The organism is Arthrobacter sp. NPDC057259 (assembly GCF_042668995.1).
GTDB lineage: Bacteria > Actinomycetota > Actinomycetes > Actinomycetales > Micrococcaceae > Arthrobacter.
Genome location: NZ_JBHUYA010000004.1, coordinates 202,013 through 228,261, shown reverse-complemented (window position 1 = coordinate 228,261; position 26,249 = coordinate 202,013). Strand labels below are relative to the sequence as shown.

Genomic DNA, 26,249 nt, shown 5'->3' with positions numbered 1-26,249 from the left:
AACCGGCCCCAAAAGATAACGACAGGCTGTCAAACGGCAGCGGCGGGCGGCGGATGTGCCGCGGCTCACAGCCGGGAGTGCCCAGTCCCACGTCCGGAAACTCTTCTACCGGAGGACGAAAAAGCTATGATGGTCGTGCTGTGGTTCTTTTCTCATTGGTGGCTACACACGCCGACATCGATCTCGAGACCGTTGCTCAGTTGAGCACCGGTGCCTCCGGCCTTGCCACTTCAGCCCTCGCAGAATCCCCCGCCGTCGCCGGCGCCGTCGTACTCTCCACCTGCAACCGGTTCGAGATCTACGGCGAGGCACCGAACCCCGACGACGTCGAGGCGGCCCGCGCCGCCCTGATCTCCCGGATCAGCGACACCAGCGGCCTGAACAAGCAGCTGGTCTCCCGCGCCTTCAACACCCGCACCGGCGCCGACGTCAGCCGGCACCTCTTCGCCGTCAGCTCCGGGCTGGATTCCGCCGTCGTCGGCGAACGCGAGATCGCCGGCCAGGTGCGCCGCGCCCTGATCTCCGCCCAGCACGAGGGAACCGCCAGCTCCGGCCTGGTCCGGCTCTTCCAGGCCGCCTCGAAGACCGCCAAGGACGTCGGCGCGCAGACCGCCCTCGGTTCCCGCGGCCTCTCGATCGTCTCCGTCGCCCTCGACCTGGCCACCGACCTCTCCGAGAGCAACGACTGGGCCGGCAAGAAGGTCGTGGTCTTCGGCACCGGCGCCTACGCCGGCGCCACCATGTCCCTGCTGCGGGAACGCGGCTGCACCGACATCTCCGTCTTCTCCTCCTCCGGCCGCGCCGCCGGATTCGTCGCCACCCGCGGCGGGACCGCCCTGGACAGCGACTCGCTGCCGGGCGCCGTCGCCGCGGCGGACATCATGATCGGCTGCAGCGGCTCGGACAGCCGGGTCGAGGCGGACGAGCTCGCCCGCATCCGCTCGGCCTCGCCGCAGCCGCTGATCGCCATCGACCTGGCGCTCACCCACGACTTCGACCCCGCCGTGGCCGAGCTCGACGGCGTCGAACTCCTCACCCTCGAATCGGTCCGCCTCGCCGCGCCGCAGGAGCAGGCCGAGTCCCTGACCCAGGCCAGCGGCATCGTGGCCGGCGCCGCCACCGCCTTCGAGCAGGAGCGGGAGGCGCGGTCCGTGGACTCCGCCATCGTGGCCCTGCGCCGGCACACCATGGACGTCCTCGACGCCGAGATGGAGAAGGTCCGCGCCCGCCACGGCTGCACCGCCGCCGCCGAGGAGGTCGAGTTCGCCCTCCGCCGCATGGTCAAGCAGCTGCTGCACGTCCCGACGGTCCGCGCCCGTGAGCTGGCGGCCAACGGCCAGCAGGCCGACTACGTCGCAGGCCTCGAGGCCGTCTACGGCATCACCGTCGAACAGCCCGCCCAGCCAGCCGCCGGCAAGGCACCGCGGGCCGCGGAGGCCGGCTGCCCGGTCGACCACAGCGAATCCGCCTGACGAACCCCCTGCCGGCAGCCCTCCCCCTGACCGGCCCTCGGCGTTTCTACCCTGACCCTCCCGCGGCCGCTGACTATGCGAACGCGTTGATGCCGGTCAGTTCCGCCGACTTCTGCCACAGCTTCTCCGCAGCCTCGGGGTCGATCGCGTGGGCGTCGACGCCGCGGACCCTGGCCTCCGGCGAGCCCGGCACGGTAGGCTCCGCGATGTCGCAGTCCTCGCAGTAGACCCCGCCCATTCCCGCCAGCCGCGGTGAGGTGGCGGCCCAGACCGAGGTGGCCGCGCCCTGCTCGGAGGTCTTGAAGCGTTCGTTGACGTTCCCGGCCTCGTCCATCCAGCCGGAGGCGACCATTTCCTCGCGGGGCAGGTGGCGTTGCAGTTCGGTCATGATGCCGCCGGGGTGCACGGCGAAGGCACGCACCCCGGAGGACTTGCCCAGGGCGTCGAGTTCGACGGCGAAGAGCGCGTTGGCCGTCTTGGCCTGGCCGTAGGCCTGCCACTTGTCGTAGCCGGAGTCAAAATTCAGGTCCTCGAACCGGACCGGCGAGAGCTTGTGGCCGGTGGAGGACAACGCCACCACCCGCGCCCCGTCTCCGGCGGACAGGGCGGGCCACAGCAAGTTGGCCAGGGCGTAGTGGCCCAAGTGGTTGGTGGCGAACTGTGCTTCCCAGCCGGGCCCGACGCGGGTTTCCGGGCTTGCCATGATGGCCGCGTTGTTGATCAGGAGGTCCAGGCTGCCGGCCTCTCCAAGGAAGCCGGAGGCGAGGAGGTCCGCAGCGAAGCTCCTGACGCTGTCCAGGTCGGAGAGGTCCAGGGCGGCGACGGCCACGCCGTCGAGGCCGGCCCGGTCCAGCACCTCGCGGGCGTGTTCTGGCCGGCGGGCCGGGACCATGACCTTGGCGCCGGCGGAGGCCAATGCCCGGACCGTTTCAAGGCCCAGCCCGGAATAGCCTCCGGTGACGACGGCGGTCTTGCCGTGCAGGTCGATTCCCGCGACCGCCTCAGCCGCCGTCGTGCGGGGCCCGAATCCGGAGCCGAGGGGGTGCTGCGGGGTGGTGCCGTTGTCCGTGACCATGGAGCTGCCTTTCAGTAGACGGGTTTGCCGGGCTCGACGTCCCGGACCCAGGCGAGGATGCCGCCCTCGAGGTGGCTGACGCGCTCGTAGCCTGCGGCCCGGGCGGCGGCCAGGACGGCCGCGGACCGGGTGCCGGCCTTGCAGTGGAACACGATGTCCGTGTCCTGCGGCAGCTCGGCCCACGCCTCGCCGGCGAGGATCCGGCCCTGCGGGATGAGCCGGGCGCCCTCAATCCGGACGATGTCATACTCGCCGCTCTCCCGGACGTCCACCAGTTCGAACTGCCGCAGGCCCGCGTTGCGGGAGGCGAGCATAGTGGCCAGCTGGGTGGCGGTGATGGTGTGCCCGGTGTCCGTGCCGGCGTCGGCGGCGGGGGTGATCCCGCAGAACGCCTCGTAGTCGGTCAGTTCGGTGACCCTGGGCGCGTCCGGGTCGCGGGAGACCTTGATTTCGCGCCAGCTGCCGCCCAGGGCGTCGAAGAGCGCCACCCGTCCCAGCAAGGAACGGCCGACGCCGGTGATGAGTTTGACCGCCTCGGAAACCATCAGGGAGCCGACGGCGGCACACAGCATGCCGAAGACCCCGCCCTCGCCACAGGAAGGGACGGACCCGGCCGGCGGCGCCTCGGGATACAGGTCGCGGTAGGTGGGGCCGTGCTGCTCCCAGAACACGCTGACCTGCCCGTCGAAGCGGAAGATCGACCCCCAGACGTAGGGCTTGCCCAGGATGGCGGCCGCATCGTTGACCAGGTAGCGGGTGGCGAAGTTGTCCGCCCCGTCGATGATCAGGTCATAGCCGGCGAACAGTTCCAGGGCGTTGGACGCGTCGAGCCGGACGTTGTGCAGGCGGACGTCAACGAGGGGGTTCAGGGCGGCGATTGCGTCCCGCGCCGACTCGGTCTTGGGCCGGCCGACGTCGGCGACGCTGTGGATCACTTGGCGCTGCAGGTTGCTCAGGTCGACGTCGTCGTCGTCGATGATCCCGAGCGTTCCGACGCCGGCGGCCGCCAGGTACAGCAGCGTGGGTGAGCCGAGCCCGCCGGCGCCAATCACCAGGACCTTGGCGTTCTTCAGGCGGCGTTGGCCCAGGGATCCGATCTCGGGAATGATGAGGTGGCGGGAATACCGTTCCACCTCCGCCGCGGTGAGGTCGGCGGCCGGTTCCACCAGCGGGCCGGGAGCCTGGCCGGCCGCGGCGGAAGTACTGTTCTCGGTCAACTTCGAAGCCATACTTCAATCTATGCCCGAAGTTGCCGCCAGTCATATTACCCCCGCGTATTGTGGAACCAACAGCGAGGAAAGAAGGCCCAGAGTGGTTCATCAGGCACCGGTTGATCGGGGACAGACCGGAAAGCCGGCGGCGCAGCCGCGCACCGGTGGGCAGCGTTCCGCCCGCCTGCCCCGCGATGAACGCCGGGCCCAGCTGCTGGCCGCCGCGCAGGAGGTCTTCGTCGCGAACGGCTACCACGGTGCCGCCATGGATGAGATCGCCGAGACCGCCCACGTGAGCAAGCCGGTCCTCTACCAGCACTTCCCGTCCAAGCGTGAGCTTTACTTGGCGCTGCTGGACAGCCACCTCTCCACCCTCACCGCGCTGCTGCTGGGGGCCTTGAACTCCACGACCGACAACGACGAACGCGTCCAAGCGGTCATGCGGGCCTACTTCCGGTTCATCGCCCACGACGACCAGGCGCACCGGCTGGTGTTCGAGTCCGACCTGGTGAACGACGCCGACGTCGCCCGCCGGCTTGAGACTTTCAACAAGACGTTCGCCGACGCGATCGCCAAGGTCATCGCCGAGGACACCAAACTCCCGCTGCTGGAGGCCCAGCTGCTGGGCCGCGGCCTGTCCGGCATGGCCCAGGTCAGCGCCCGGTACTGGCTGGAAACGGACGGCAACCTGGACCTCGATGTGGCCAGCGACCTGATCTACCGTTTAGCTTGGCGCGGAATCAGCCGCTTCCCGAAAGAGTCCTAGACTACAAATAGAAAACCCCCTTTAGGGGAACGTGAACACTTTGATTGGCTGGGAGGCCTTGCTGTGGAAGTAAAGATCGGCATTCAGAACATCGGCCGCGAAATCGCCCTGGAGTCCGGCCAGGACGCCGACGCCGTGGCGGCGCTGGTCAGCGAGGCCATCGCCAAGGGCACCGAGCTGCGCCTCACCGATGAGAAGGGCCGCCAGGTAATCGTGCCGGCCGGCGTCCTCGGCTATGTCGAGATCGGCGCCGAAGAGGTCCGCCGCGTCGGCTTCGGCGCCCTCTAGGTCCCGCTGTGCTCTCCCTCATCGTGGTGGCGATGGTGGCCGTTGCCGCCGGCTTCGTCGTCTGGGCCAATGACAAGCGGCATGCCAAGTACGGCATCGCCGTACCCGCCGGTGTCGCCCTCACGGTGGGGATGCTCAGCTGGATCATCTTCCAGGCCGCGGGCCTCGGCTATCAGCCGGGCCTGACCTGGATCCCGTGGATCCTGCCGCTGCTGCTCGCCGCGGCCGCCGCGGTTGCCGCCGTCGTGCTCCTGGGCCGGTCCCGCACCGCCCAGGACACGGAGCGGCTGAACGCCATCCTGCGCTCCTAGCCCCCTACAGCGCCTGCTGCAGCACCCAGCGGTTGCCGTCCGGATCGCTGAGGTGGGCGAATAGGACGCCGCCCATGTCCTCGATTTCGCTGACCTCCGCCCCGCGGCCCACCAGCTCGGCGCGCGTCGCGGCCAGGTCCGGGGTCACCAGTTGCAGCCCCTCGAGGCTGCCGGGCTTCATCCCGGTCATTCCCGTCCCGATCACGATCGACGCCGCGGAGCCGGGCGGGGTCAGCTGGACCACCCGCATCCCCGGGATGTGTTCGACGTCGTGGTCCAGCACGAACCCCAGCCGCTCGGAATAGAACTCCTTGGCCGCGTCGACGTCGGCCACCGGAACCTGGATCACTTCTAGGCGCATCTGCATGCGCCCAGGCTACCCCGCTCCCCCGGCGGGTAGGCGCAGTCCCTGGCCGCGGTCCCTAGAGGAACTCGGCGCGGCCTTCCATGCCGGAGGATGCCAGCGCGTGCTCGCGGCGCGGGATGCGGCCGGCCAGCCGGGCCAGGCGGCCCGCGGCGACGGCGTGTTTGAACGCCTCCCCCATCAGCACCGGGTTCTGGGCCCTGGTCACCGCGGTGGCCAGCAGCACGGCATCGCAGCCCAGCTCCATGGCCAGCGCCGCGTCCGAGGCCGTGCCGATGCCGGCGTCGAGGACCACGGGTACCGAGGCCCGGGAGGCGATCAGTTCGATGTTGTGCGGGTTCAGGATGCCCAGGCCCGTGCCGATGGGCGCGCCCAGCGGCATGACGGCCGTGGCGCCGAGGTGCTCCAGGCGCAGCGCCAGGACCGGGTCGTCGTTTGTGTAGGCGAAGACCTTGAACCCGCGCGCCACCAGCTGCTCGGTGGCGTCGGCCAGTTCCAGGGCGTCCGGGAGCAGGGTCTGTTCGTCGGCGATCACTTCGAGCTTCACCCAGCCCGTCTCCAGCGCCTCGCGGGCCAGTTCGGCGGTGAGCACCGCGTCGCGGGCGGTGAAGCACCCTGCGGTATTGGGCAACACCCGGATGTTGCGGTCGGCCAGCAGTTGGAACAGCGATCCGCTCTCTGCCGGGGAGTAGCGGCGCATCGCCACGGTGGTCAGTTCCGTGCCGGAGGCTTCCAGTGCGGCGCCGAGGCCGTCGAGGCTGGGTGCGCCGCCGGTGCCCATAATCAGCCGGGAGCCCAGCTCCACGCCGTCGAAGGTCACCGGGTCGCGGTGCGCCGTGGCCTTCACGGCGGGCTCCTGCGCGGTGTCTGCTTCGTTCATGCCGTTCATCCTCCCTGTACCGCGGTGACGAGTTCGACGTCGTCGCCCTCGATGAGTTCTGTTGCGTGCCACCGGCTGCGGGGCACGACCTCGGCGTTGCGCGCGACGGCGACGCCGAGTTTGCGTCCGTCCGTGGCCTGGCCGTTGTCCGCCAGGGGCCGGCCGGTGACGCCGCTGACGAGGGCGCCGACCGTGGCGTTGTCCGGGAGCGCGTGCGGCTTCCCGTTGAGGGTGATGTTCATGCGGTTGTCCTGTGGGTCGCGGGGTGGAGAGCATTGGTAGGGCTGTGCGCCTGGCTGGTCGACTGGTTGTGCTCAGCGTCGGTGCGTGGGCGGTCGAAGCGGTCCGGGAGGAACCCGTCCCAGCGCGGGTCCGGGGTGCCGTCCAGCAGCTCCCGGCAGATGGCCGCGGCCGCCGGGGTCAGCAGCACACCGTGCCGGAAGAAGCCGGTGGCGATCACCAGGCCCGGAACGTGGCCGCCGCCGGCGGCACGGACCCGTCCCAGCAGCGGGGCGTTGTCCGGGGTGCCGGGGCGTGCCCTGGCCGTGGCCTCGACGAGTTCCAGCTCGGCGACGGCCGGGACCAGCTGCTGGGCATCGCGCAGCAGCTGGTAGACCCCTCCGGCGGAGACGGCCAGGTCCCCGGCCTGGTCCTCGCGCTGGGTGGCGCCAACCACCACGGTTCCGTCTCCGCGCGGAACGATGTAGACCGGGACACCCCGGACCAGCCCGCGCACGGTGGAACTCAGCAATGGACGCAGGCGTTCGGGCACCCGGAGCCGGAGGATGTCGCCGTGGACCGGCCGCAGCGGCAGGGTGAGCCCGGCCGGGAGGTCCTGCAGGGCGGCGGCGCCCAGGCCGTTGGCCACGATGGTCTCGGCCGACCGGATCTCCTCTCCCCCGCTGAGCCGCACGCCGGCGATCCGGCCGTCCGCCTCGATTAGGCCCGCGGCGCGGTGCGGGACGGCCCGGAATCCGGTGTCGGCTGCCAGCAGGGCTCTGATCCGGGTGATCAGGCGGCGCGGGTCCACCTGGTGGTCGGCGGGGATCTCGAAGGCGCAGGAGATCGCCGGGCTGAGCAACGGTTCGCGGCGGCGGGCCTCCCGCACGGTGAGGGGTTCGACGGACAGTCCGGAGGCCACCTGGAGGGCGCGCAGGTCCGCGAGCGCCTGCCGGTCCGCGGCGTCGGCGCCCACGGCGAGGGTCGGCGTCGTGAGGTAGCCGGTGCCGGCTCCCCCGTCGCCGCCGTCGGCGAGGCTGCCGGCGAAGGCGGGCCAGAGCCTGGAGGACTCCAGCATCAGGGGCAGCAGTCCCTCCTCCTGGTAGTGGAGTTCGCTGACGGGTGCCAGCATCCCGGCGGCGGCCCAGCTGGCGCCGTCCCCGGGGGCGTCGTCGATCAGCGCCACGGTGCGTCCGGAGCGCCGGAGTTCCCAGGCGATGCCGTGGCCGATCACGCCCCCGCCGATCACGACGGCGTCGAGGGGGCCGTCAGGCCGAGCACCGCGGCCGTCAGGCTGGGCACCGGGGCCGTGCGGCCGGGCCTTAGGGCTGGGGGTGGTGTTCATGGGTTCCTTCCCTACGCCGGTACTAGCCGGATCAGGTCAAGCGGTCGGCTCTGACGCCCTCTCAGCCCTGCGCCGTCGACGGCGTGCGGGGCTCCCGCGGTATGCGCCCAGTTTAGAGGAACTACGCTTGGGGCATGAGCCAGGATGTCCACAGCACCGCCCGTTTGTACCTCTGCACCGATGCCCGCAAGGACCGCGGAGACTTTGAAGCCTTTGTCGATGCCGCGTTTACCGGGGGCGTGGACATCATCCAGCTCCGGGACAAGACCATCGAAGCCGCGGAGGAACTGGAGCTGCTGGAGGTCCTGCACACGGTCGCGGCGCGCCACGGCCGGCTCTGGGCCGTCAACGACCGCGCCGACCTGGCCTCGCTGGCCGGTGCCCCGGTGTTCCACATCGGGCAGAAGGACATTCCGTTCGGAGCGGCCCGGGACTTCCTCGGCAAGGACACCGTGATCGGCCTGTCCACCCACACCTCGGAGCAGGTCGACGCCGCCATCGCCGCCGCGCCGGGCCGGAGCGGGCTGGACTACTTCTGCGTGGGCCCGGTCTGGGCGACACCCACCAAGCCCGGCCGGGCCGCCGTCGGCCTGGACCTGGTCCGCTACGCCGCCGACGCGATCGAGCGCGCCGAGGCCGCGGGCGACGGCGGCAAGGTAGCCGGCGTCGTGCCGTGGTTCGCGATCGGCGGCATCGACCTGACAAATGTGGAGCAGGTCCTCGACGCCGGGGCCCGGCGGATCGTGGTGGTCCGGGCGATCACCGAGGCGGACGACCCCGCCGCTGCGGCGCAGGCCCTGCTCGCCGCCCTCGACGCCCGGGCTTAGTCGCGGCCGTGCGTAAGCGCGGCCGGTCGCCTCGGCCTCACCGGCCGCGGGCCCTCTACCCGGCCAGGCCCAGCAGGGTCATCCGGCGGGAGTGCGCCGTGGCCAGCGAAGTCAGCAGCGCCCGGACCGGATCCGTGCCCGCAGGGACGCCGTTGCCCGTTGCCCCGTTGCCCGCTGCTTCCGAACCCTGGACGGCCAGGAAGGCGTGGTCGGCCGCGACCCGCTGCGCCTGGGTCAGCGCCTCGCCGAGAAGCCGCCGTGCCCACAGCGCCAGCCGGGAGGCCAGCCGGGGATCGTCGGCCAGGGCCTGCTTGAGCCGTTCACGCAGCACCCCGGTGGCCTCTTCGGAGGCCTGGACCTGCTCCACGAGGGCCGCGGTGGCGGGATCCAGCCGCGGAATCAGGGAACGGTAGAAGTCGGCGGAGACGGTGTCGATGACATACGCCTTCATCAGCGACTCGAACCAGTCGGCCGGCCGCGTCCGCTCATGGAAGTGGTCAACCGAGCGCTGGAACGGCACCATGGCGCCCTCCACGTCCTCGCCCATGTCCCGCAGCCGGGCGCACACGAGTTCGTAGTGCTCGAACTCCCGCACCGCCAGCCGGCCCAGCACGGCCCTGTCCCGGAGGGTGGGCGCGTAGCGGGCGTCGGAGGAGAGCCGTTCAAAGGCGGAGAGTTCGCTGTAGGCCATCACGCCGAGCAGGTCCGTGAGAAAGCGGTGATCGCGGGCGGAATCCGGCGTCGGAGTGCTCATCGTTCAAGACTAGCGGCGGATTTCGGGCTACCCTGACTTTCGTGTCTCACCATCGCCTGACGCCGAGCGTCCGCCAGCAGCAAAACCAGCTCGCCGAGGCGCTGAAGGCCCTGCGCACCGTCCTGGAACTGCCCGGGCCGTTCCCCGAGGAGGCGCTGCGCGACGCCGAGGCGGCGGTGGCCGGGCACGAACTTCCCGGCCTGGACCTGACCCACGTGGAGTTCGTGACGATCGACCCGGCGTCGTCCACGGACCTGGACCAGGCCCTGTTCATTGACCGCTCCGGCGACGGATACAAGGTCTTCTACGCGATCGCCGATGTCCCGTCCTTCGTGGCCCCCGGCGGCCCGCTCGACGCCGAGACGCGCCGCCGCGGGCAGACCTTCTACACGCCCGAGGGCCGCATCCCGCTCCACCCCGAGGTCATCAGCGAGGCCGCCGGCAGCCTCCTGGCCGGCCAGCTCTGCGCGGCCTTCGTCTGGGAGTTCGAGCTCGACGCCGCCGCCGAGGTGTCCTCGGTCCTGGTGCGCCGCGCCCGGGTCATCAGCCGCGCCAAGCTCAGTTACGCCGGGGTGCAGGCGGACCTCGACGCCGGCACGGCCGCCCCCGTCCTGGAACTGCTGAAAGAGGTCGGCGGCAAGCGGGTGGAGCTCGAGCGGCAGCGCGGCGGAGCGAGCCTGAACATGCCGGACCAGGAAATCGAACAGCTCCCCGACGGCGGCTACCGGATCGTCGCGGCTCCCCCGCTGCCGGTGGAGGACTGGAACGCGCAGATCTCGCTGATGACCGGAATGGCCGCCGCGGGCCTGATGCTCAAGGGCAAGGTGGGCATCCTGCGGACCATGCCCGCGCCGGACGAACGCTCCCTGCGCCACTTCCGCCGGCAGACCGGAGCGCTCGGCAAGCCGTGGGACGGGCAGACCAGCTACGGGGAATACCTGCGCACCCTGGACCCCATAGACCCCAAGCAGCTGGCCATCCTGCACTCGGCCGGGATGCTGTTCCGCGGCGCCGGCTACACCCCGTTCGATGGCAGCGTCCCGGACGACGCCATCCAATCCGCCATCGGCGCGTCGTACGCGCACTCCACCGCCCCGCTGCGGCGGCTGATCGACCGGTTCGTCCTGGTCATCTGCGAGGCGCTCTCGAACGGCGCCGAAGTTCCCGCCTGGGCCCGGGAGGCGCTGCCGTCCCTGCCCGCGATCATGGCGGCCTCGGACCAGCTCGCCGGGAAGCTGGAGCGGATGTCCCTGGACACGGTCGAGGCGGCGCTGCTGGTCAACCACGTCGGCCAGGAGTTCGACGCCGTCGTCATCTCCGGGTCGAAGCCCGCCAACGGTAACGGCGCGGGGGCCGGCAACGGCGACGGGAATGGGACAAAAGCGAACGGCAACGGCAACGGTCCGTCCGGAATCGTGCAGATCGCGGAGCCGGCCGTGACCGCCCGATGCCCGGGTGAGATGGAGTCGGGCAGCCTGGTCCGGGTACGCGTCGTCTCGGCCGACATCGCCGCCCGCGAAGTGCGGCTGGAGCTCGCCGGCTGAGGCCGCACCGCGCCGCAACGGCCGCGCCGTCGGGGACGCAGGGGCCGAACGGCTAGACTGGAAGGGTAGTAATGGATGCCCGGTCGTTGATTTCCTCGTAATTTCGAATCAACAAGCCCGCCCCTACGCGATCTTGAGACACACCCGCTGGTCCCAGTGCCAGCATCTAGATAGCCCGCGATCGGCTCCACTGGACTTGCTTGCGCCTACCGAGCGTGCTCCGGAACGGCCCTCCGCCGCCCCGTCGAGCAGGCAGCGCAACCCAAATGAATAAGGAAACTCCCCGTGAGTGAATTGCACACGCATCAGCTTCTGACCGACGAATCCGGCACGGAATCGATCGAACCGGAAGAAACCATCAGCTCCGACGAGGCGCCCCACGCCCTTCCGGAAAAGACGTTCGCCGACTTCAACGTCCGCGCCGACATCGTCGAGTCCCTGGCCGACGCCGGGATCACCCACCCGTTCCCCATCCAGGCCATGACCCTGCCGGTGGCCCTGGGCGGCCACGACATCATCGGCCAGGCCAAGACCGGCACCGGCAAGACCCTCGGCTTCGGCATCCCCGCGCTGCAGCGGGTCATCGGCCGCGACGACGCCGGTTACGACGCCCTCCCGACACCGGGTGCCCCGCAGGCCCTCGTGATCGTCCCCACCCGCGAACTCGCCGTCCAGGTCGCCAACGACCTGCAGAACGCGGCCCGCAAGCGCAACGCCCGGATCGCCACCATCTACGGCGGCCGCGCGTACGAGCCGCAGGTCGATGCGCTGCAGAAGGGCGTGGAGGTTGTCGTCGGCACCCCCGGCCGCCTGATCGACCTGTTCAAGCAGAAGCACCTGGTGCTCAAGAACGTGAAGATGGTCATCCTCGACGAGGCCGACGAGATGCTGGACCTGGGCTTCCTGCCCGACGTCGAGACGCTGATCGCCGCCACCCCGGCCGTGCGCCAGACCCTGCTGTTCTCCGCCACCATGCCCGGCCCGGTCATCGCCATGGCCCGCCGCTACATGAGCCAGCCCACCCACATCCGCGCCGCGGACCCCGAGGACGAGGGCCTGACCAAGCGGGACATCCGCCAGCTGATCTACCGCGCCCACAGCATGGACAAGGTCGAGGTGGTGGCCCGGATCCTGCAGGCCCGCGGCCGCGGCCGGACCATCATCTTCACCAAGACCAAGCGCACCGCCGCAAAGGTCGCGGAGGAACTCGTGGACCGCGGGTTCGCGGCCGCCGCCATCCACGGTGACCTCGGCCAGGGCGCCCGCGAACAGGCGCTGCGCGCCTTCCGCAACAACAAGGTGGATGTCCTTGTCGCCACCGACGTCGCCGCCCGCGGCATCGACGTCGACGACGTCACGCACGTGATCAACTACCAGTGCGTCGAGGACGAGAAGATTTACCTGCACCGCGTGGGCCGCACCGGCCGCGCCGGCAACAAGGGCACCGCCGTGACCTTCGTGGACTGGGACGACATGCCGCGCTGGGGCCTGATCAACAAGGCCCTCGGCCTGAGCGTTCCGGAACCCATCGAGACCTACTCCTCCTCCCCGCACCTGTTTGAGGATCTGGATATCCCCGAGGGAACCAAGGGCCGCCTGCCGCGCGACAAGCGCGTCCTGGCCGGCGTGGACGCCGAGGAACTCGAGGACTTGGGCGAGACCGGCAAGAAGAACCCACGCAGCAGCTTACGCGCCACCGGCAGTGACGGCGCCCGCACCGGCTCCCGCACCGGCGGCCGCTCGGGCTCCCGTGAGGGCGGACGCTCCGGCGGCCGCGAGGGTTCGCGGGCCGGTTCGTCCGAAGGCGGCCGCGAGGGCGGACGTTCCGACTCCCGCTCCGGTTCGCGCGAAGGCTCCCGCGAGGGCACCCGCGAAGGCTCGCGCCGTCGTCGGACCGCCCCCGAGCAGGAGACGGCCGCAGCGCCCGTGGAGGCCACCGGCCGCGCCGCGGCCGCGACGTCCGCCACCGAGGTTGACCGGGCCACCCGTGCCCGCCGCCGCACCCGGACCCGCCGCCACAACGGCGAAGTTGTTTCCGGCGAGGCCCAGGGCGGTACCGCGACGCGCAGCGCCGAGGCCTAGTCCCCACCATGCCTGACTCCGTCTGGGCGCCGGACGGCAGCAACCTGGTGGTACACGCGGACAACGCGGAGTACCTCCAGACGCTGCCGGACGGCGCCTTCACCCTCATCTACGTGGACCCGCCCTTCAACACCGGGCGGGTCCAGAAGCGCCAGGAAACGAAGATGGTGCTCAACGCCGACGGCGTGGGCGACCGGGTGGGTTTCAAGGGCCGCTCCTACGACACGATCAAGGGCGCCCTGCACAGCTACGACGACGCCTTCAGCGACTACTGGTCCTTCCTGGAACCGCGGCTGGTCGAGGCGTGGCGGCTGCTGGCGGATGACGGCACGCTCTACCTGCACCTGGATTACCGCGAGGTGCACTACGCCAAGGTGATGCTGGACGCGATCTTCGGCCGCGAGTGCTTCCTCAACGAGATCATCTGGGCCTACGACTACGGCGCCCGCGCGAAGTTCCGCTGGCCCACCAAACACGACAACATCCTCGTGTACGTCAAGAACCCGGCGAAGTACCACTTCGACAGCGCCGAGGTGGACCGGGAGCCGTACATGGCGCCGGGCCTGGTCACGCCGGCCAAGCGGGAGCTCGGCAAGCTCCCCACCGACGTCTGGTGGCACACCATCGTCTCCCCCACCGGCCGGGAGAAGACCGGGTACCCGACGCAGAAGCCCGAGGGGCTGATCCGCCGCGTGGTGGCAGCCTCCAGCCGGCCCGGGGACTGGTGCCTGGACTTCTTTGCCGGGTCCGGGACGCTCGGCGCCGTGGCCTCCAAGCTCGGCCGCAAATTCGTCTGCGTGGACCAGAACCCGGCGGCCATCGACGTCATGGCCAAGCGCCTGTCCGGCGCCGCCGAGTTCACCGCCCACCCGGCCGCGCCGCCTGCCTGAGAACGCGGCCTCCGAGCCCTGACTGAGCGCTACATCCAGCTCTTCACGAAGGAGTGCACGGCGTCGGCGATCATCTGCACGGCGATCGCCGAAAGCAGCAGGCCGGCAATCCGGGTAACCAGCTCGACGCCGTTCTCCCCCAGCGCCCGCTGCACCAGCCCGGCGAACCGCATCGCCAAGTACAGGGACGCCAGCGTCACGGCGATGCCCACCCCCACCGCAAGGTACTGCGGCACCGTCGACGAGCGCTGGACGAACACCATCACCGCGACGATCGCGCCCGGTCCGGCCATCAACGGCGTGCCCAGCGGGACGAACGCCACGTTCTTGTACTTCGCCGCGCTCTCCTCCCCGCCGGTGGACCCGGTCAGCAACTGCAGCGCGATCAGCACCAGCAGCAGGCCGCCGGCGCCCTGCAGCGCCGCCAGGGAAATGTGCATGTAGTTCAGGATGGACTGGCCGAAGATCGCGAAGGTGACAATCACGCCGGTGGCCACCACGAGCGCCTGCAGGGCCGAAAGGTTACGTTCCTTCGCGTTCATCTGCGCCGTCAGGGACATGAAGATGGGCACCGTGCCCGGCGGGTCCATGATCACGAAGAGCGTCACGATCACCGAGGCCAGCAGCTGCAGGTCGATCCAGTCCATCAACGCACCACCGCGGTGCCGCTGGCGAGTTCCTCGATGCGTGCCAGCACCTCCGGGGCGGTGGTGTTCTCACCCAGCAGGTTTGGCTTCCCGGCGCCGTGGTAGTCGGAGGAGCCGGTCACCAGCAGGTCGTGCTCCGCGGCCAGGCGCCGCAGGAAGGCCCGGCCCTGTTCGGGGTTGTCCCGGTGGTTGATCTCGAGGCCGGCCAGGCCGGCGTCGATCATCTCGCGGTAGGTGTGCTCGCCAACGATCCGGCCGCGGGAGGACGCCACCGGGTGGGCGAAGACCGGGACTCCGCCGGCGGCCCGGACGAGCTCGACGGCGGCCGCCGGATCCGGGGCGTAGTGCTGCACCCAGTAGCGGGACCGGGAGGTCAGGATCGTCTCGAAGGCCTCGCTCCGGTCCTCGACGACGCCGGCGGCCACGAGCGCGTCGGCGATGTGCGGGCGGCCCAGGGTAGCGCCGGGGGCTACGTGGTGGATCACGTCGTCCCAGCTGAGCGGGTAGTCCTCGACCAGCAGGCTGACCATCCGTTCGGCCCGGGTGAAGCGGGCGTCCTTGGACTTGGTGATCTCCTCCAGCAGCCCGGGATGGGCGGGGTCGTGCAGGTAGCTGAGCAGGTGCACGCTGATGCCCTCGCGGGTCCGGCACGAGACCTCCATGCCCGGGACCAGGGCCACCCCCAGCTTCAAGGCCGCGGCAGAGGCCTCCGCCCAGCCGTCCGTGGTGTCGTGATCGGTCAGGGCCACCACATCGAGTCCGGCCCCCGCGGCGGCGGCGATCAGCTCCGCCGGCGGCTGGGTTCCATCGGAAACATTCGAGTGGGCATGCAGGTCTATCCTCACCTGCCCAGCCTAGTAGATCGGGGTGCCTCCGGGCCCCGGGCGGCCTGTTGGCCTAAGCCGCGCCGCTGGTGAGACGATGGGGACGTGAACGATGCAGATAACACCCAGATCTCCGCTTCCCAGCCCCTCGAAGAGCGCGTCAACAACCGCTCCCAGCGCCCCGCTTCCGAGGCCTTCAAGGCCTTCATGGCCAGCAACTGGGCGGCCGCCCCGGCAGAGCTGCCGGAACGGGACGCCGTCGCCGGCCACGCCGCCTCCCGCCGCAAGGCCATCTCCGAACAGTTCAAGGGTGAACGCCTGGTGATCCCGGCCGGCCCGCTGAAGGTCCGCTCCAACGACTGCGACTACCGCTTCCGCCCGCACTCGGGGTTCGCGCACCTGACCGGCCTCGGCCTTGACCACGAGCCCGACGCCGTCCTGATCCTCGAGCCCACGGATGAGGGCAAGGGCGACGACGGCGGCCACCACCACGCGACGCTGTACTTCCGTCCGCTGGCCGGCCGCGACACCGAACAGTTCTATGCGGACTCCCGCTCCGGTGAATTCTGGATCGGCGCCCGCCCCACCCTCGCCGAGTTCAAGGCCCGCCTGGGCCTGGCGACCGCCGACCTGGCAGAACTCGAACTGGCCATCACCAAGGACGTCGGTGCGCCCGAGATCGGCGGGATCTCCGTCCGCCTGGTCCGCAAGGTCGACGAGAACATCGACGCCCTCGTGGACACCGCGCGCTACAACACCGCCAAGGACCCCGAAAACCTGGACCTCGGCGTGCTGGACGCCCTCGACGAGAAGCTCAGCGAGGCCCTCTCAGAACTCCGCCTGATCAAGGACGAGTGGGAAATCGAGCAGATGAAAATCGCTGTGGCCGCCACGGTGGAAGGTTTCACCGAGGTGGTCAAGGCCCTTCCGCGGGCACTCACCCACCACCGCGGCGAGCGCGTGGTCGAGGGCGCGTTCTTCGCCCGCGCCCGTGAAGAAGGCAACGAACTCGGCTACGACACCATCGCCGCGTCCGGCAACAACGCCACGGTGCTGCACTGGACCCGGAACACCGGCAAGGTCAACGCCGGCGAGCTGCTCCTGCTGGACGCCGGCGTCGAGGCGGACTCGCTCTACACTGCCGACGTCACCCGCACCCTGCCGGCCAACGGCACCTTCTCCGAGATCCAGCGCAAGGTGTACGAGGCCGTCCTGGACGCCGCCGACGCCGGTTTCGCCGCCGCCCAGCCCGGCACCAAGTTCCGCGACATCCACACCGCCGCCACCACGGTCCTGGCCGAGCGCCTGTCCGAGTGGGGCCTGCTGCCGGTCTCCGTGGAGGAGGCCATCAGCGTCGAGGGCCAGCAGCACCGGCGCTGGATGCCGCACGGCACCAGCCACCACCTGGGCCTGGACGTGCACGACTGCGCCCAGGCCAAGCGCGAGCTGTACCTGGACGGTGTGCTCACGCCCGGCATGGTCTTCACGATCGAACCGGGCCTCTACTTCAAGGACGAGGACCTGGCCATCCCGGCCGAGTACCGCGGCATCGGCGTCCGGATCGAGGACGACATCCTGATGACTGAGGACGGCCCGGTCAACCTCAGCGCCGCCCTGCCGCGCAAGGCCGACGACGTCGAGTCCTGGATGGCGGGCATCTACCAGGAAGTCGACGCCCAGTAGGCACCAGACCCCACCTACGAAAGAGGACCCCCGGCGCTGCGCCGGGGGTCCTCTTTTTTGTCTCTTGGGTAAAGCTACTGCTGCGGCTGGCCGCCCTCGGGCTGCTGGCCCTCCTGCTTCGGGGCGTCGCCGACCCGGATGCCGTACTGCGGCCGGCCGTCGGGCAGGTCCGGGTAGCGGACGGCGGAGGGGCGGGAGGGCTGCTGGTTCTGCTCGCCGGGGGCACCGTACTGGCCCTGCTGGGGTCCGGGCTGCTGCTGACCGGCTTCCGGGGAGCGCTGGCCGTAGGGGTCGGTCCAGCCGGCCGGACGCTGCGGGCCGTGCGGCTGGCCCTGCTGCGGGCCGCCATACTGGGGTCCGGTCTGCTGCGGACCGTTATGCTGCGGACCGTTCTGCTGGTGGCCGCCCCAGGGCTGCTGGCCCTGCTGCGGGGTGTGCTGCTGGTAGCCGGCCGCGTCGGAGCGGTTCATCGGCAGCTGCTGGAGCAGGCGGCGCGCCTCGTGGGACGCCTCGAAGGCCACCACCACGTCGTAGTTGGTGGCCACCACCTGGCTGGTGGAGGTGAAGTCACGCTTGCCGCGCTGCATGGCGTAGGTGACGATGCCGAACAGCATGAAGAAGGCGGCGCCCATCAGCACCGAAGTCATGATGGAAAAGTAGCCGTCCGAGGTGGAGAAGAACGAGAGCATGACGCCGACGAACAGGCCGAACCACATGCCGCTCAGCGCGCCGGAGAGCGCCACCCGGGGGTACGTCAGCCGCCCGGTGACCCGCTCCACCATCTTCAGCTCGTTGCCCACGATCGAGACCAGCTGCACGGGGAACTGCTGGTCCGCGAGGTAGTCCACGGCCTTCTGGGCGTCCAGGTAGGAGCTGTAGGAACCGACCGTGTCACCCTTGGGGACGGCGCGGGCATCGTCCGCCCCGCCCGGAACGTTGGCCTTCGGACCACCAAAAATGTTTGACATAGGCCCATTCTCACCCATCGAGCTGGTGGGTGCCTGCAAATTCAGCTAAAAGAGAGGAGACTCGGTAGCCTGTAGGAGTGAGCACCACTCTTTCGCGGGTATTTGTCGCGCGCCTCCTCGGACTGGACGTCTTCGACCCCCTGGGCGACCGTCTGGGCCGGTTGCGCGATGTCGTCGTGCTCTCCCGCGGCAACCGCGGCGCCCCCCACGTGGTGGGCATCGTCGTCGAGGTCCCGGGCAAGAAGCGCGTCTTCGTGCCGATGACCCGCATTACCTCGATCGACCAGACCCAGGTGATCTGCACCGGGCTGGTGAACCTGCGCCGCTTCGAACAGCGCGGCGCCGAGACCCTGGTGGTCGCCGAGATGTTCGACCGGCGCGTGACCCTGGCCGACGGCAGCGGCGACGCCACCATCGAGGACATCGCGATGGACCGGCACCGCTCGGGTGACTGGTTTGTCAGCAAGCTCTTCGTCCGCCGCGGCCACTCGCTCTCGCCGCTGAGCCGGCTGCGCCGCAACGAAACCCTCATCATCGACTGGGCCGACGCGCAGCAGGGCGCCCGCACCGAGCCGCAGGCCGCCACCCAGTTCGTCGCCACCCACGAGGACCTCAAGCCGGCCGACTTCGCCGAGGCCCTGCAGGAGATGAGCGACAAGCGCCGTTTCGAGGTGGCCAGCGAACTTCAGGACGAACGACTCGCCGACGTGCTGCAGGAGATGCCCGAGGGTGACCAGGTGGAGATCCTGTCCGCCCTCGACGTCGAACGCGCCGCCGACGTGCTGGAAGAGATGGACCCGGACGACGCCGCCGACCTCCTCGCCGAGCTCCCCTCCGCCCAGGCCGAGGAACTCCTGCAGCTGATGGAGCCCGAGGGCGCCGAGGACGTCCGGCGCCTGCTCGAGTACGACGAGGACACAGCCGGCGGCCTGATGACCCCGGTCCCGGTGATCCTCCCGCCCGAGGCGACCGTGGCCGAGGCCCTGGCACATGTCCGCCGCGAGGAGCTCTCCCCCGCCCTGGCGTCGTCGATCTTCATTGCCCGGCCGCCGCTGGAGACCCCCACCGGGCGATTCCTCGGCGTCGTCCACATCCAGCAGCTGCTGCGCTACCCGCCGCCGGAACCCCTGGGCAACCTGGTGGACAAAAATCTGGAGCCCGTCTCCGACCAGGCGCACATCAGCGAGGTGGCCCGCACCCTGGCCACCTACAACCTCAACTCGCTTCCCGTGGTCAACGACGACGGCCGGCTTGTCGGGGCGGTGACTGTTGACGACGTGCTTGATCATCTGTTGCCCGACGACTGGCGCGCCCACGAGGACGACGCCCCGATAAGGAAGCTTGGAGGCCGCATTGGCTGAACTCAGCACCCCCCGGAACTCCAACGTCCGTCCCGGCACCCGCTCCGCCGGCACCCTCGATACCCCGCTGAGCGGCCGGCAACGCATCCTGCCCAAGCTCTCGCCCAACCCGGACGCGTTCGGCCACGCCACCGAGGGCTTCGCCCGCTTCATGGGAACGCCGCAGTTCCTGGTGTACATGACCGTGTTCTGTGTCTTCTGGCTGGCCTGGAACACCTGGGCGCCCACTGACTGGCAGTTCGACTCCAAGGACCTCGGCTTCACCCTGCTGACCCTGATGCTCTCGCTCCAGGCCTCCTACGCCGCTCCCCTGCTGCTGCTGGCCCAAAACCGCCAGGATGACCGGGACCGCGTCTCGCTGCAGCAGGACCGGCAGCGCGCCGAACGGAACCTCTCGGACACCGAATACCTGACCCGGGAACTGGCGTCCCTACGCATCGCACTGCGCGAAGTCGCCACCCGCGACTACGTCCGCGCCGAACTGCGCAGCCTGCTGGAGGACATGCTGGAGGCGCAGGAGGAGCTCCGCAACCAGGAAGAGCCCGGCGCCGGTCCGGACAACCCGCGGGACAAGGTCAAGGAGCACCTCCGGGAACGCCGGGACAAGCAGCGCGGTCCTCGCACCCAGCAGATCCCCCGCGTCCGCGCCGACGGCGGCGCCGAGACCCAGGGCCGCCGCTCGGTCCCCGAGAGCTGAAATCCGTGAACACCCTGCATGATCATTCCGGCGTGCCCGGACTGGAATCGGCGGTCCGCGCCGCGCTGGCCACTGTCATCGACCCGGAGCTGCGACGCCCCATCACCGAGCTCGGGATGGTCGACGCGGTGGTGGTCTCCGACGACGGCCGGGTGCGGATCAGCGTGTTGCTGACCATCGCCGGCTGCCCGCTGCGCGGCACCATCACCGCCGACTGCGAGGTGGCGCTGGCCGCCGTCCCGGGCGTCACCGCCGTCGACGTCGAACTAAAGGTGATGACGCAGGAACAGCGGGACGCGCTCAAGGAGATGCTGCGCGGCCCGGGCGGTGTCCGCGGCATCCCGTTCAACCAGCCCGGCTCCCTCACCAAGGTCTACGCCGTGGCCAGCGGCAAGGGCGGCGTGGGCAAGTCCTCCGTCACGGTCAACCTCGCCTCCGCGCTGGCGGCGAAGGGTCTGCGGGTGGGGATCGTCGACGCCGACGTCCACGGCTTCTCCGTGCCGGCGCTGATGGGCATCACCGCCGCCCCCACCCGGGTGGACGACATGATCCTGCCGCCGGTGGCCCACAGCGTGAAGGTCATCTCCATCGGCATGTTCGTCGCCGGGAACCAGCCGGTGGCCTGGCGCGGGCCCATGCTGCACCGGGCGCTGGAGCAGTTCCTGACGGACGTCTACTTCGGGGACCTCGACGTCTTGTTCCTGGACCTGCCGCCGGGTACCGGGGACATCGCCATCTCCGTGGCGCAACTGCTGCCCGGTGCCGAACTCCTGGTGGTCACCACCCCGCAGGCTGCCGCGGCGGACGTCGCCGAACGTGCCGGCACCATCGCCGCGCAGACCGGGCAGACAGTGGCGGGCGTCGTCGAGAACATGTCCTACCTGCAATTGCCCGACGGAGGCCGAATGGAGCTGTTCGGCAGCGGCGGCGGCGCGGTCCTCACCGAGCGGCTCTCCGCCACGGTCGGCGCCGACGTGCCGCTCCTGGGCCAGATTCCGCTGGAGATCCTGCTGCGCGAGGGCGGCGACGCCGGCACCCCGCTGGTGCTGGCGCACCCGGAAACCCCGGCCGCGGCGGCCCTGGAAGCCATCGCGGGCCGGCTCGCCTCCGTCCCCCGGAACCTCGCCGGCCGCCCGCTGGGACTCCAGCCCCGCTGAGGGGACGGAACACCCTGGGACACGTCGGCTCGTATGTGTGGGAACTGCGCCAGCAGGTCGGGTCACGCGAACTGCTTCTGCCGGGGGCCCAGGTCGTGGTGTTGGGCCCCGATGAGACTGTGCTCTTCCAGCAACGGACCGATAGCGGCGTGTGGGAATTCCCGGCCGGAGCCTGCGAACCCGGGCAGAGTTTCGCAACCGCCGCCGTCGCCGAACTGTTCGAAGAGACCGGCATACGAGCGGACGCCACGGATCTGACTGCGTTCGCCAGTTTGTCTGAGCCTCAGCTTCATCAGCTGGAGTACCCAAATGGCGACAAGGTGCATGCTTTTGCACTGTGCTTCGCATTGGAGCGGTGGACCGGGAAGGTTACTCGGGAGGAGTCGGAGGTCAGCGACATCGCGTTCTTCCCCCTCGCCGCACCGCCGGAACCTCTGCACCCGCCCACACGTGAGGTAATCCGGCTTTACCTGCGGTACCGTCAAAGCGGCGCCTTTCAGGCTCGATAGAGCATCGAAATCCGCCTAATGGACGCTGTCGATGCCCCACCGGGGAGCGGCTCTTTAGGGCTTGGACAGCTCGAAGCAAAGGTCGGTTTGGGAAGTGTGAAGTATCGTTCTGAACCCGAGCTCCCGGGCGGCAGCGATGTTGGTCGCGTTGTCGTCAATGAAGACGATGTCCTCCGGATGGGCGCACAGCTCAGCAGCCACATAGTGGAAGATTCGGGGGTCAGGTTTTGCCATACCGAGCTTGCCGCTGAAATAGAGTCTCGAAAAATATCCCACCCATCCTGATCCGTCCAGATGCCACTCGGCCATCCCACGCGGCATGTTCGATAGGAGCGCAACCTTCGCCCGGCGGCTCCGCAAGGTCTCCAGAACAGCGATCGTTTGCGGGTTCAGGTGGGACCACTGCGCCGCATCAAGGCGCTCCAGTTGGTCGAGGTCCGCCGGAGGGACCGGCCGTCCCAAAACCTCAGACCAGTACTCCGCCGGGCCTAATTTTCCGGCATCGAAGGCTTCACGGCTCGCCCAGTAGGAGCTCGACGCCGACCGTAGGTTCAGTCCCGTTGCCTGTTCCAGGAAGGCCCAGTCGCTGTGTCTCGGGGCGGTCGAGACCACCATTCCATAATCGAAGAGATACCAGGGAGCCGGGCGGGCAGTGTCCGTCATCGGTCCAGCGTAGCGGGGTCCCCGAAGCCATCGCCGGGCAGGCTGGTCCCGTCTGCTCCGCCGCAGCTGTTAGCGTGATGCCATGCCGCACCTTGTACGTCCGACAGTGGTCCTGCGCGCGGAGTGGCTGGATGCCCACGACGAGTGGGGCGAGGGCCTTCACGAAGACGGTTTCGGTCTGAGGACGGCCGATGATGTCCATTCCCCGCACGGCTTCGAGGCATTCGTTGACCGGCTGTCCGCCGCGGAGGCAGCCTGCGGAGACGCCGGGTGCACCTACCGGTGGATCGTCGAGGACGGTCAGGTGCTCGGCGGAATCGCCCTGCGCCACTCGTCAAACCCCGCAGTGACGACGCTCGGGCATGTGGGATACGGACTGAGGCCCTCCGCCCGCGGACGCCGGGTTGCGGCCCTGGCGCTGCAGCAGATGCTCGGAATCGCGAGGCTCCGAGGAATGGAACGCGTCAAGCTGTGCTGCTTGATGGACAACACCGCATCCATCAGAACCATCGAACGCTGCGGAGGGGTGCTGGATCACCAGATCGAAACAGCCCTCGGGAAGATCGGGCGCTTCTCGGTCAGCCTTTAGCGGATGCTTCCTGGCAGCCCATCCCCAGGAAGCCCCACATCCGGAGCGTCCTTGTCCGGGGATGTCGGAACCGTGCTGCCGGCAGTACGGCGCAGGAAGTCCCCGGTTCGTCGAAACTGCCGGGCCGCCGCGGCCACCAGGCCGGCGAAGAGCAACAGCAAGGGGATCCAAACCCAAAGGAATCCCGGCTGGCCCCAGCGGGAGATCGCCAACAGAATCTGGTTGGCACACAGCAATAGATATCCCGGCGCCAGCAGCAGCTGTAATGCCAGGCCCAGTCGGAGTTGTGTGGCCAGGCTCCTTAGCGGCGGCAGACGGTGGCCTGCGGGCTTCTCCTTGCCCAGGATCTCCCTGCGCACCTGGACGCGTTCCGGGCCGGTCAGCAAGGCCAACGGGCTGCGCCGGCGTGGACGCACCAGCGGGCTGACCCGCGCGCGGAAATAGAGCAGCCCGCCAATGAATCCGCCGATTGCTGCCAACGACAGACCGGCCCCAATGTACTCACGCCAGTCGGCGGGGCCGAGGGCAAAGATCCGGGCTGCAAGAACGCCTCCGACCACGGCCAGCAGCACCAGACCCGCCGGAAGGTACACCAAGTAGTAGGTCCGGACGGCGCCGGAAATGCCATGGTCGGTGACGTCCCTGGCGGCACGCTCGACGGCGGCCCATCGTTCCTGGGCGGCCGGGTCAGCGTCGTTCATCCGTATCCCCCTTGGCGGCAGCAATCCGCTGAGCGTACGGCATCCGGCGCCTGGCGCCTAGGACGGGGTTCGCTGCCCCTAGGTGGCTTCGGTGTCGAAGGGTGCCGGCACGCCCTCGGGCAGCCGTTCCACCACCCGGGCGGGCTTCCGCTCCTCCGCGGCGGCTACGGCCGCGGGAGCACCGGCACTGACCGGCTTGGTGTCATCCTCCAGCAGGGCCTCGCGGATGATCCGGCGGGGATCGTACTGGCGCGGATCGTACTTCTTCCAGTCCACATCGTCGATGTCGATGCCGACTTCTTCCTTGATCTGTTCCCGCGCGCCGGACGCCATCCGCCGGACTTCCTTGACGATATTCGCCAGTTTCTGGGTGTATTCGGGGAGGCGGCTGGGACCGATCACCAGGAGGCCGATGATCAGCAGCAGAATGAACTCCGGGCCGTTGATTCCAAACACTCTAGGAAGATTACCCTCTCGTCCCGGGAGCCGACGATTCGGCGTCGGAACGTCGCCCGGCACTCCGTATGCCGGCGAAAAAGCGGGCGCTCATCGGGCCAGCAGCTCAACAACGCGCTGCAGGCCACGGCCCAGCCGGGTCTGCAGGGACTCCGCTGCCGGGGCACCGGCAGCATCGGCCCCGGGACCGGCGGTGGAGGGCTGGGCGGGCAGCAGCGCCGCGGCGACGCCGTCGTCCGTCTCGGCCGGCGGAGCCTCGGCGACCACGGTGAAAGTGGCGCGTTCAGTCCGGTAGATGGCCCGGTAGGGCGGCTGGCGGTTGACCCAGAGGACACCGGGTGCCCCGTGCCCTGCGGCGTCGGCGGCCGTAGCGTGCAGCGTGACGGGCACGAAGCCGTCGGCCGGGGCCGGGTGGCCGGTGACGACGTTGACGGGCACGCCGCCCCCGGAGCCAGCGGCAGTACCGGCGGGATCCGGGTGTTGTTCCAGCACCGTGGCGAAGGACTGTCCGTCGGTCAGGCGCAGCTCCAGGACCTCTTTTCCGTCCGCCGTGCCCGCACGCGCCCAAGCGAGGTGGTAGCCGAGGTCGCGAAACTCGGGGCAGGCCCAGCCGCCGGTGCGCAGCGCGGAGAGTTGCTCGGCGCTGAGCGATTCGGCCGGCGCGATGTCCGGTTCACCGCTCAACCGCCAGCCGGAGACGGAGGCCATCTGGGCGGAGACGAAGCGGCCGGTTCCGGGCGGGGTGAGCGCATCGGTGAAGGCAGGCGCGCCGGCGGCAGCCCCGCTTTCTTCACCGAGGACGTAGGCGGTACCCGCGGTCAGGCAGGTGGCTGCGGCCACGCCCCCGGTCACGGCGGCGGCCAGCCGGACCCGCGCGTTGCGGGCCGGTGCAGGGGCGACGGGCCGGGCGGCAGGCGTCCCGGCCCCGGGGGATGCGGCATGGGGCTGTGCGGTACCCGGGCGCGTGATTTCGGGTTGCTGCGCCATCTCGCTGGTCCTTGCCAGCAACCGGGCGGTCAGGTCACCGCTGGCCTCCGGGACGGCGGCGTTGCGGAGCCGCTGCAGGTACTGCCGCTCGTGGGCCTGGCGCCGCCTGCAGCCGGCGCAACGCTGCAGATGGCGTTGGAGGCGGCGCTCGGCCGCCGCACTGGGCAGCACCCCGGCCGACCGGTCACGCCGGGCCTGCCGGGCGAGGAACTTACACGCCAGGCCCCCCAGGAGAACTCTCAGCTGTGCCATCGTCCCGTCAGAGCAAACCGGCGATGCGCGGCATCTTCAGGCGGGGCTTCAGGGCGGCCTTGGGCTGCGGACGGGGGTCACGGTGGGCGAGCTTCTCGCGCAGCAGGGTCCGGCCGCGGTGGATGCGGGAGCGGACGGTGCCGAGCTTGACGTCCAGGGCGGCGGCGACCTCGTCGTAGGAGAGGCCCTCCAGGTCGCAGAGGACGACGGCGGCCCGGAAGTCCGGCGGCAGCTCCTCGAGGGCGGCCTGCACGTCCAGGTCCAGGTTGTTCAGCTCGAAGCTCTGCTCCGGGCCCGGTTCCCGGCCGGGGATCCGGGATTCGGCGTCTTCGGCCAGCGCATCGAACCGGATCCGGCTCTTGCGGCGGGCCTGGTCCAGGAAGAGGTTGGTGGTGATGCGGTGCAGCCAGCCGTCGAGGGTGCCGGGCTTGAAGTTCTCGAGCGACCGGAAGACACGGACGAAGACCTCCTGGGTGAGGTCCTCGGCGTCGTACTTGTTGCCCGTCAGCCGGTAGGCGAGGCGGTAGACCTTGGCGGAGTGGTTCGTGACCACTTCCTCCCACGTCGGCCGGACCCATTCGGCATCGGCCGCGGGCTGGGCGTGATCACTGACTGGGACATTTGCCAGAACTGACATTGTCCACTCCCCTCGCAGATGGTGTTTACGTCTCCGTGGCGCCTGCTCCCGCAGGCTCCTGCACCACTGGTTCGACGCCGATCACCGTGG

Annotated in this window: 29 protein-coding genes and 1 riboswitch; of the genes, 14 read left to right on the top strand and 15 right to left on the bottom strand. The window is 69.8% G+C overall.

The window, feature by feature from the left end:
• The first annotated feature begins 140 nt into the window (after positions 1-140).
• Positions 141-1,472, top strand: a complete 1,332-nt coding sequence (locus tag ACFUCU_RS08850; RefSeq protein WP_290255734.1) for a glutamyl-tRNA reductase — start codon at positions 141-143, stop codon at positions 1,470-1,472.
• A gap of 73 nt (positions 1,473-1,545) precedes the next feature.
• On the opposite strand, the gene ACFUCU_RS08845 is transcribed toward ACFUCU_RS08850, so the two are convergent.
• Both ACFUCU_RS08845 and moeB read right to left on the bottom strand, forming a co-directional pair.
• Positions 1,546-2,547 (bottom strand): SDR family NAD(P)-dependent oxidoreductase, encoded by a 1,002-nt coding sequence (locus ACFUCU_RS08845; RefSeq protein WP_377972058.1) that lies wholly within the window; start codon positions 2,545-2,547, stop codon positions 1,546-1,548.
• A gap of 11 nt (positions 2,548-2,558) precedes the next feature.
• Positions 2,559-3,776, bottom strand: coding sequence for a molybdopterin-synthase adenylyltransferase MoeB (gene moeB / locus ACFUCU_RS08840; RefSeq protein ID WP_377972057.1), 1,218 nt, complete (start codon positions 3,774-3,776; stop codon positions 2,559-2,561).
• A gap of 82 nt (positions 3,777-3,858) precedes the next feature.
• On the opposite strand from moeB, the gene ACFUCU_RS08835 reads away from it, so the two are divergent.
• From ACFUCU_RS08835 to ACFUCU_RS08825, 3 genes are all read left to right on the top strand, one after another.
• Positions 3,859-4,524 carry a TetR/AcrR family transcriptional regulator gene (locus ACFUCU_RS08835; protein ID WP_290255737.1) on the top strand — a complete coding sequence of 222 codons (666 nt, stop codon included), beginning with the start codon at positions 3,859-3,861 and terminating at the stop codon, positions 4,522-4,524.
• Between the two features lie 63 nt (positions 4,525-4,587).
• On the top strand, positions 4,588-4,812 hold the full coding sequence (locus tag ACFUCU_RS08830; RefSeq protein WP_290255738.1) for a DUF3107 domain-containing protein: 225 nt from the start codon (positions 4,588-4,590) through the stop codon (positions 4,810-4,812).
• Positions 4,813-4,820: 8 nt separating this feature from the next.
• A complete protein-coding gene (locus tag ACFUCU_RS08825) occupies positions 4,821-5,123 on the top strand; it encodes a hypothetical protein (protein ID WP_290255739.1) in 303 nt (100 codons plus the stop codon).
• Positions 5,124-5,127: 4 nt separating this feature from the next.
• On the opposite strand, the gene ACFUCU_RS08820 is transcribed toward ACFUCU_RS08825, so the two are convergent.
• The 4 genes from ACFUCU_RS08820 to thiO form a co-directional block, all read right to left on the bottom strand.
• Complete coding sequence (locus ACFUCU_RS08820; RefSeq protein ID WP_290255740.1) at positions 5,128-5,490, bottom strand: VOC family protein; 363 nt, start codon at positions 5,488-5,490, stop codon at positions 5,128-5,130.
• 55 nt (positions 5,491-5,545) lie between these two features.
• Positions 5,546-6,367: a thiazole synthase gene (locus ACFUCU_RS08815; RefSeq protein ID WP_377972055.1), complete on the bottom strand. Its 822-nt coding sequence runs from the start codon at positions 6,365-6,367 to the stop codon at positions 5,546-5,548.
• Positions 6,368-6,372: 5 nt separating this feature from the next.
• Positions 6,373-6,609, bottom strand: coding sequence for a sulfur carrier protein ThiS (gene thiS / locus ACFUCU_RS08810; protein ID WP_290255751.1), 237 nt, complete (start codon positions 6,607-6,609; stop codon positions 6,373-6,375).
• Entirely contained in the window at positions 6,606-7,931 is a 1,326-nt protein-coding gene (gene thiO, locus ACFUCU_RS08805) for a glycine oxidase ThiO (protein ID WP_377972053.1), read from the bottom strand. The genes thiS and thiO overlap by 4 nt, the downstream gene beginning before the upstream one ends.
• Positions 7,922-8,039: riboswitch (TPP riboswitch) on the bottom strand. Its footprint overlaps the gene before it by 10 nt.
• A 26-nt stretch (positions 8,040-8,065) precedes the next feature.
• Here thiO and thiE point away from each other — a divergent pair.
• Complete coding sequence (thiE, locus tag ACFUCU_RS08800) at positions 8,066-8,758, top strand: thiamine phosphate synthase (protein WP_377972051.1); 693 nt, start codon at positions 8,066-8,068, stop codon at positions 8,756-8,758.
• Positions 8,759-8,813: 55 nt separating this feature from the next.
• Here the strand turns inward: thiE and ACFUCU_RS08795 are convergent, their stop codons facing one another.
• On the bottom strand, positions 8,814-9,512 hold the full coding sequence (locus ACFUCU_RS08795) for a ferritin-like fold-containing protein (RefSeq protein ID WP_290255754.1): 699 nt from the start codon (positions 9,510-9,512) through the stop codon (positions 8,814-8,816).
• Positions 9,513-9,553: 41 nt separating this feature from the next.
• On the opposite strand from ACFUCU_RS08795, the gene ACFUCU_RS08790 reads away from it, so the two are divergent.
• The 3 genes from ACFUCU_RS08790 (at position 9,554) to ACFUCU_RS08780 (ending at position 14,028) form a co-directional block, all read left to right on the top strand.
• Entirely contained in the window at positions 9,554-11,056 is a 1,503-nt protein-coding gene (locus ACFUCU_RS08790; RefSeq protein WP_377972049.1) for an RNB domain-containing ribonuclease, read from the top strand.
• A 285-nt stretch (positions 11,057-11,341) separates the two neighbouring features.
• Positions 11,342-13,138, top strand: a complete 1,797-nt coding sequence (locus ACFUCU_RS08785) for a DEAD/DEAH box helicase (RefSeq protein ID WP_377972048.1) — start codon at positions 11,342-11,344, stop codon at positions 13,136-13,138.
• 8 nt (positions 13,139-13,146) lie between these two features.
• Complete coding sequence (locus ACFUCU_RS08780; RefSeq protein ID WP_377972046.1) at positions 13,147-14,028, top strand: DNA-methyltransferase; 882 nt, start codon at positions 13,147-13,149, stop codon at positions 14,026-14,028.
• 29 nt (positions 14,029-14,057) lie between these two features.
• On the opposite strand, the gene ACFUCU_RS08775 is transcribed toward ACFUCU_RS08780, so the two are convergent.
• Entirely contained in the window at positions 14,058-14,666 is a 609-nt protein-coding gene (locus tag ACFUCU_RS08775; protein ID WP_290256465.1) for a MarC family protein, read from the bottom strand.
• 8 nt (positions 14,667-14,674) lie between these two features.
• A complete protein-coding gene (locus ACFUCU_RS08770) occupies positions 14,675-15,520 on the bottom strand; it encodes a PHP domain-containing protein (protein WP_377972044.1) in 846 nt (281 codons plus the stop codon).
• A gap of 84 nt (positions 15,521-15,604) precedes the next feature.
• Between ACFUCU_RS08770 and ACFUCU_RS08765 the strand changes: the two genes are divergently transcribed.
• A complete protein-coding gene (locus tag ACFUCU_RS08765) occupies positions 15,605-17,182 on the top strand; it encodes an aminopeptidase P family protein (protein ID WP_377972042.1) in 1,578 nt (525 codons plus the stop codon).
• Positions 17,183-17,256: 74 nt separating this feature from the next.
• Here the strand turns inward: ACFUCU_RS08765 and ACFUCU_RS08760 are convergent, their stop codons facing one another.
• Entirely contained in the window at positions 17,257-18,150 is an 894-nt protein-coding gene (locus tag ACFUCU_RS08760) for a general stress protein (RefSeq protein WP_377972041.1), read from the bottom strand.
• A gap of 77 nt (positions 18,151-18,227) precedes the next feature.
• Between ACFUCU_RS08760 and ACFUCU_RS08755 the strand changes: the two genes are divergently transcribed.
• Genes ACFUCU_RS08755 through ACFUCU_RS08740 form a run of 4 tightly spaced genes read left to right on the top strand, consistent with a single transcriptional unit; the run spans position 18,228 to position 21,874 of the window.
• Positions 18,228-19,511 (top strand): magnesium transporter MgtE N-terminal domain-containing protein, encoded by a 1,284-nt coding sequence (locus ACFUCU_RS08755; protein ID WP_290255761.1) that lies wholly within the window; start codon positions 18,228-18,230, stop codon positions 19,509-19,511.
• On the top strand, positions 19,492-20,208 hold the full coding sequence (locus tag ACFUCU_RS08750; RefSeq protein WP_377972039.1) for a DUF1003 domain-containing protein: 717 nt from the start codon (positions 19,492-19,494) through the stop codon (positions 20,206-20,208). Before ACFUCU_RS08755 ends, ACFUCU_RS08750 begins: the two co-directional genes overlap by 20 nt.
• 32 nt (positions 20,209-20,240) lie before the next feature.
• Positions 20,241-21,365 carry an Mrp/NBP35 family ATP-binding protein gene (locus ACFUCU_RS08745; RefSeq protein ID WP_377972037.1) on the top strand — a complete coding sequence of 375 codons (1,125 nt, stop codon included), beginning with the start codon at positions 20,241-20,243 and terminating at the stop codon, positions 21,363-21,365.
• A 35-nt stretch (positions 21,366-21,400) separates the two neighbouring features.
• Positions 21,401-21,874, top strand: a complete 474-nt coding sequence (locus tag ACFUCU_RS08740) for an NUDIX domain-containing protein (protein ID WP_377972036.1) — start codon at positions 21,401-21,403, stop codon at positions 21,872-21,874.
• Positions 21,875-21,928: 54 nt separating this feature from the next.
• Here the strand turns inward: ACFUCU_RS08740 and ACFUCU_RS08735 are convergent, their stop codons facing one another.
• The gene (locus ACFUCU_RS08735; protein WP_377972035.1) at positions 21,929-22,537 is read right to left on the bottom strand and encodes an HAD family hydrolase; all 609 of its coding nucleotides are present in this window, start codon (positions 22,535-22,537) and stop codon (positions 21,929-21,931) included.
• A gap of 82 nt (positions 22,538-22,619) precedes the next feature.
• Between ACFUCU_RS08735 and ACFUCU_RS08730 the strand changes: the two genes are divergently transcribed.
• A complete protein-coding gene (locus ACFUCU_RS08730; RefSeq protein ID WP_377972034.1) occupies positions 22,620-23,126 on the top strand; it encodes a GNAT family N-acetyltransferase in 507 nt (168 codons plus the stop codon).
• Here the strand turns inward: ACFUCU_RS08730 and ACFUCU_RS08725 are convergent.
• From ACFUCU_RS08725 to sigE, 4 genes are all read right to left on the bottom strand, one after another.
• Entirely contained in the window at positions 23,123-23,827 is a 705-nt protein-coding gene (locus ACFUCU_RS08725; protein WP_377972032.1) for a hypothetical protein, read from the bottom strand. The genes ACFUCU_RS08730 and ACFUCU_RS08725 overlap by 4 nt on opposite strands.
• Before the next feature lie 78 nt (positions 23,828-23,905).
• Positions 23,906-24,283 (bottom strand): twin-arginine translocase TatA/TatE family subunit, encoded by a 378-nt coding sequence (locus ACFUCU_RS08720; protein WP_290255766.1) that lies wholly within the window; start codon positions 24,281-24,283, stop codon positions 23,906-23,908.
• Between the two features lie 90 nt (positions 24,284-24,373).
• Positions 24,374-25,522 (bottom strand): hypothetical protein, encoded by a 1,149-nt coding sequence (locus ACFUCU_RS08715; RefSeq protein WP_377972031.1) that lies wholly within the window; start codon positions 25,520-25,522, stop codon positions 24,374-24,376.
• A gap of 7 nt (positions 25,523-25,529) precedes the next feature.
• Positions 25,530-26,159, bottom strand: a complete 630-nt coding sequence (sigE, locus tag ACFUCU_RS08710; protein WP_290255768.1) for an RNA polymerase sigma factor SigE — start codon at positions 26,157-26,159, stop codon at positions 25,530-25,532.
• Between the last annotated feature and the right edge of the window lie 90 nt (positions 26,160-26,249).

Bases quoted from the DNA above. Each gene is read 5' to 3' on its own strand.
- ACFUCU_RS08845 (WP_377972058.1), bottom strand. From the start codon at position 2,547: ATGGTCACGGACAACGGCACCACCCCGCAGCACCCCCTCGGCTCCGGA.
- moeB (WP_377972057.1), bottom strand. From the start codon at position 3,776: ATGGCTTCGAAGTTGACCGAGAACAGTACTTCCGCCGCGGCCGGCCAG.
- ACFUCU_RS08820 (WP_290255740.1), bottom strand. From the start codon at position 5,490: ATGCAGATGCGCCTAGAAGTGATCCAGGTTCCGGTGGCCGACGTCGAC.
- ACFUCU_RS08815 (WP_377972055.1), bottom strand. From the start codon at position 6,367: ATGAACGAAGCAGACACCGCGCAGGAGCCCGCCGTGAAGGCCACGGCG.
- thiS (WP_290255751.1), bottom strand. From the start codon at position 6,609: ATGAACATCACCCTCAACGGGAAGCCGCACGCGCTCCCGGACAACGCC.
- thiO (WP_377972053.1), bottom strand. From the start codon at position 7,931: ATGAACACCACCCCCAGCCCTAAGGCCCGGCCGCACGGCCCCGGTGCC.
- thiE (WP_377972051.1), top strand. From the start codon at position 8,066: ATGAGCCAGGATGTCCACAGCACCGCCCGTTTGTACCTCTGCACCGAT.
- ACFUCU_RS08795 (WP_290255754.1), bottom strand. From the start codon at position 9,512: ATGAGCACTCCGACGCCGGATTCCGCCCGCGATCACCGCTTTCTCACG.
- ACFUCU_RS08780 (WP_377972046.1), top strand. From the start codon at position 13,147: ATGCCTGACTCCGTCTGGGCGCCGGACGGCAGCAACCTGGTGGTACAC.
- ACFUCU_RS08760 (WP_377972041.1), bottom strand. From the start codon at position 18,150: ATGTCAAACATTTTTGGTGGTCCGAAGGCCAACGTTCCGGGCGGGGCG.
- ACFUCU_RS08735 (WP_377972035.1), bottom strand. From the start codon at position 22,537: ATGACGGACACTGCCCGCCCGGCTCCCTGGTATCTCTTCGATTATGGA.
- ACFUCU_RS08730 (WP_377972034.1), top strand. From the start codon at position 22,620: ATGCCGCACCTTGTACGTCCGACAGTGGTCCTGCGCGCGGAGTGGCTG.
- ACFUCU_RS08725 (WP_377972032.1), bottom strand. From the start codon at position 23,827: ATGAACGACGCTGACCCGGCCGCCCAGGAACGATGGGCCGCCGTCGAG.
- ACFUCU_RS08715 (WP_377972031.1), bottom strand. From the start codon at position 25,522: ATGGCACAGCTGAGAGTTCTCCTGGGGGGCCTGGCGTGTAAGTTCCTC.
- sigE (WP_290255768.1), bottom strand. From the start codon at position 26,159: ATGTCAGTTCTGGCAAATGTCCCAGTCAGTGATCACGCCCAGCCCGCG.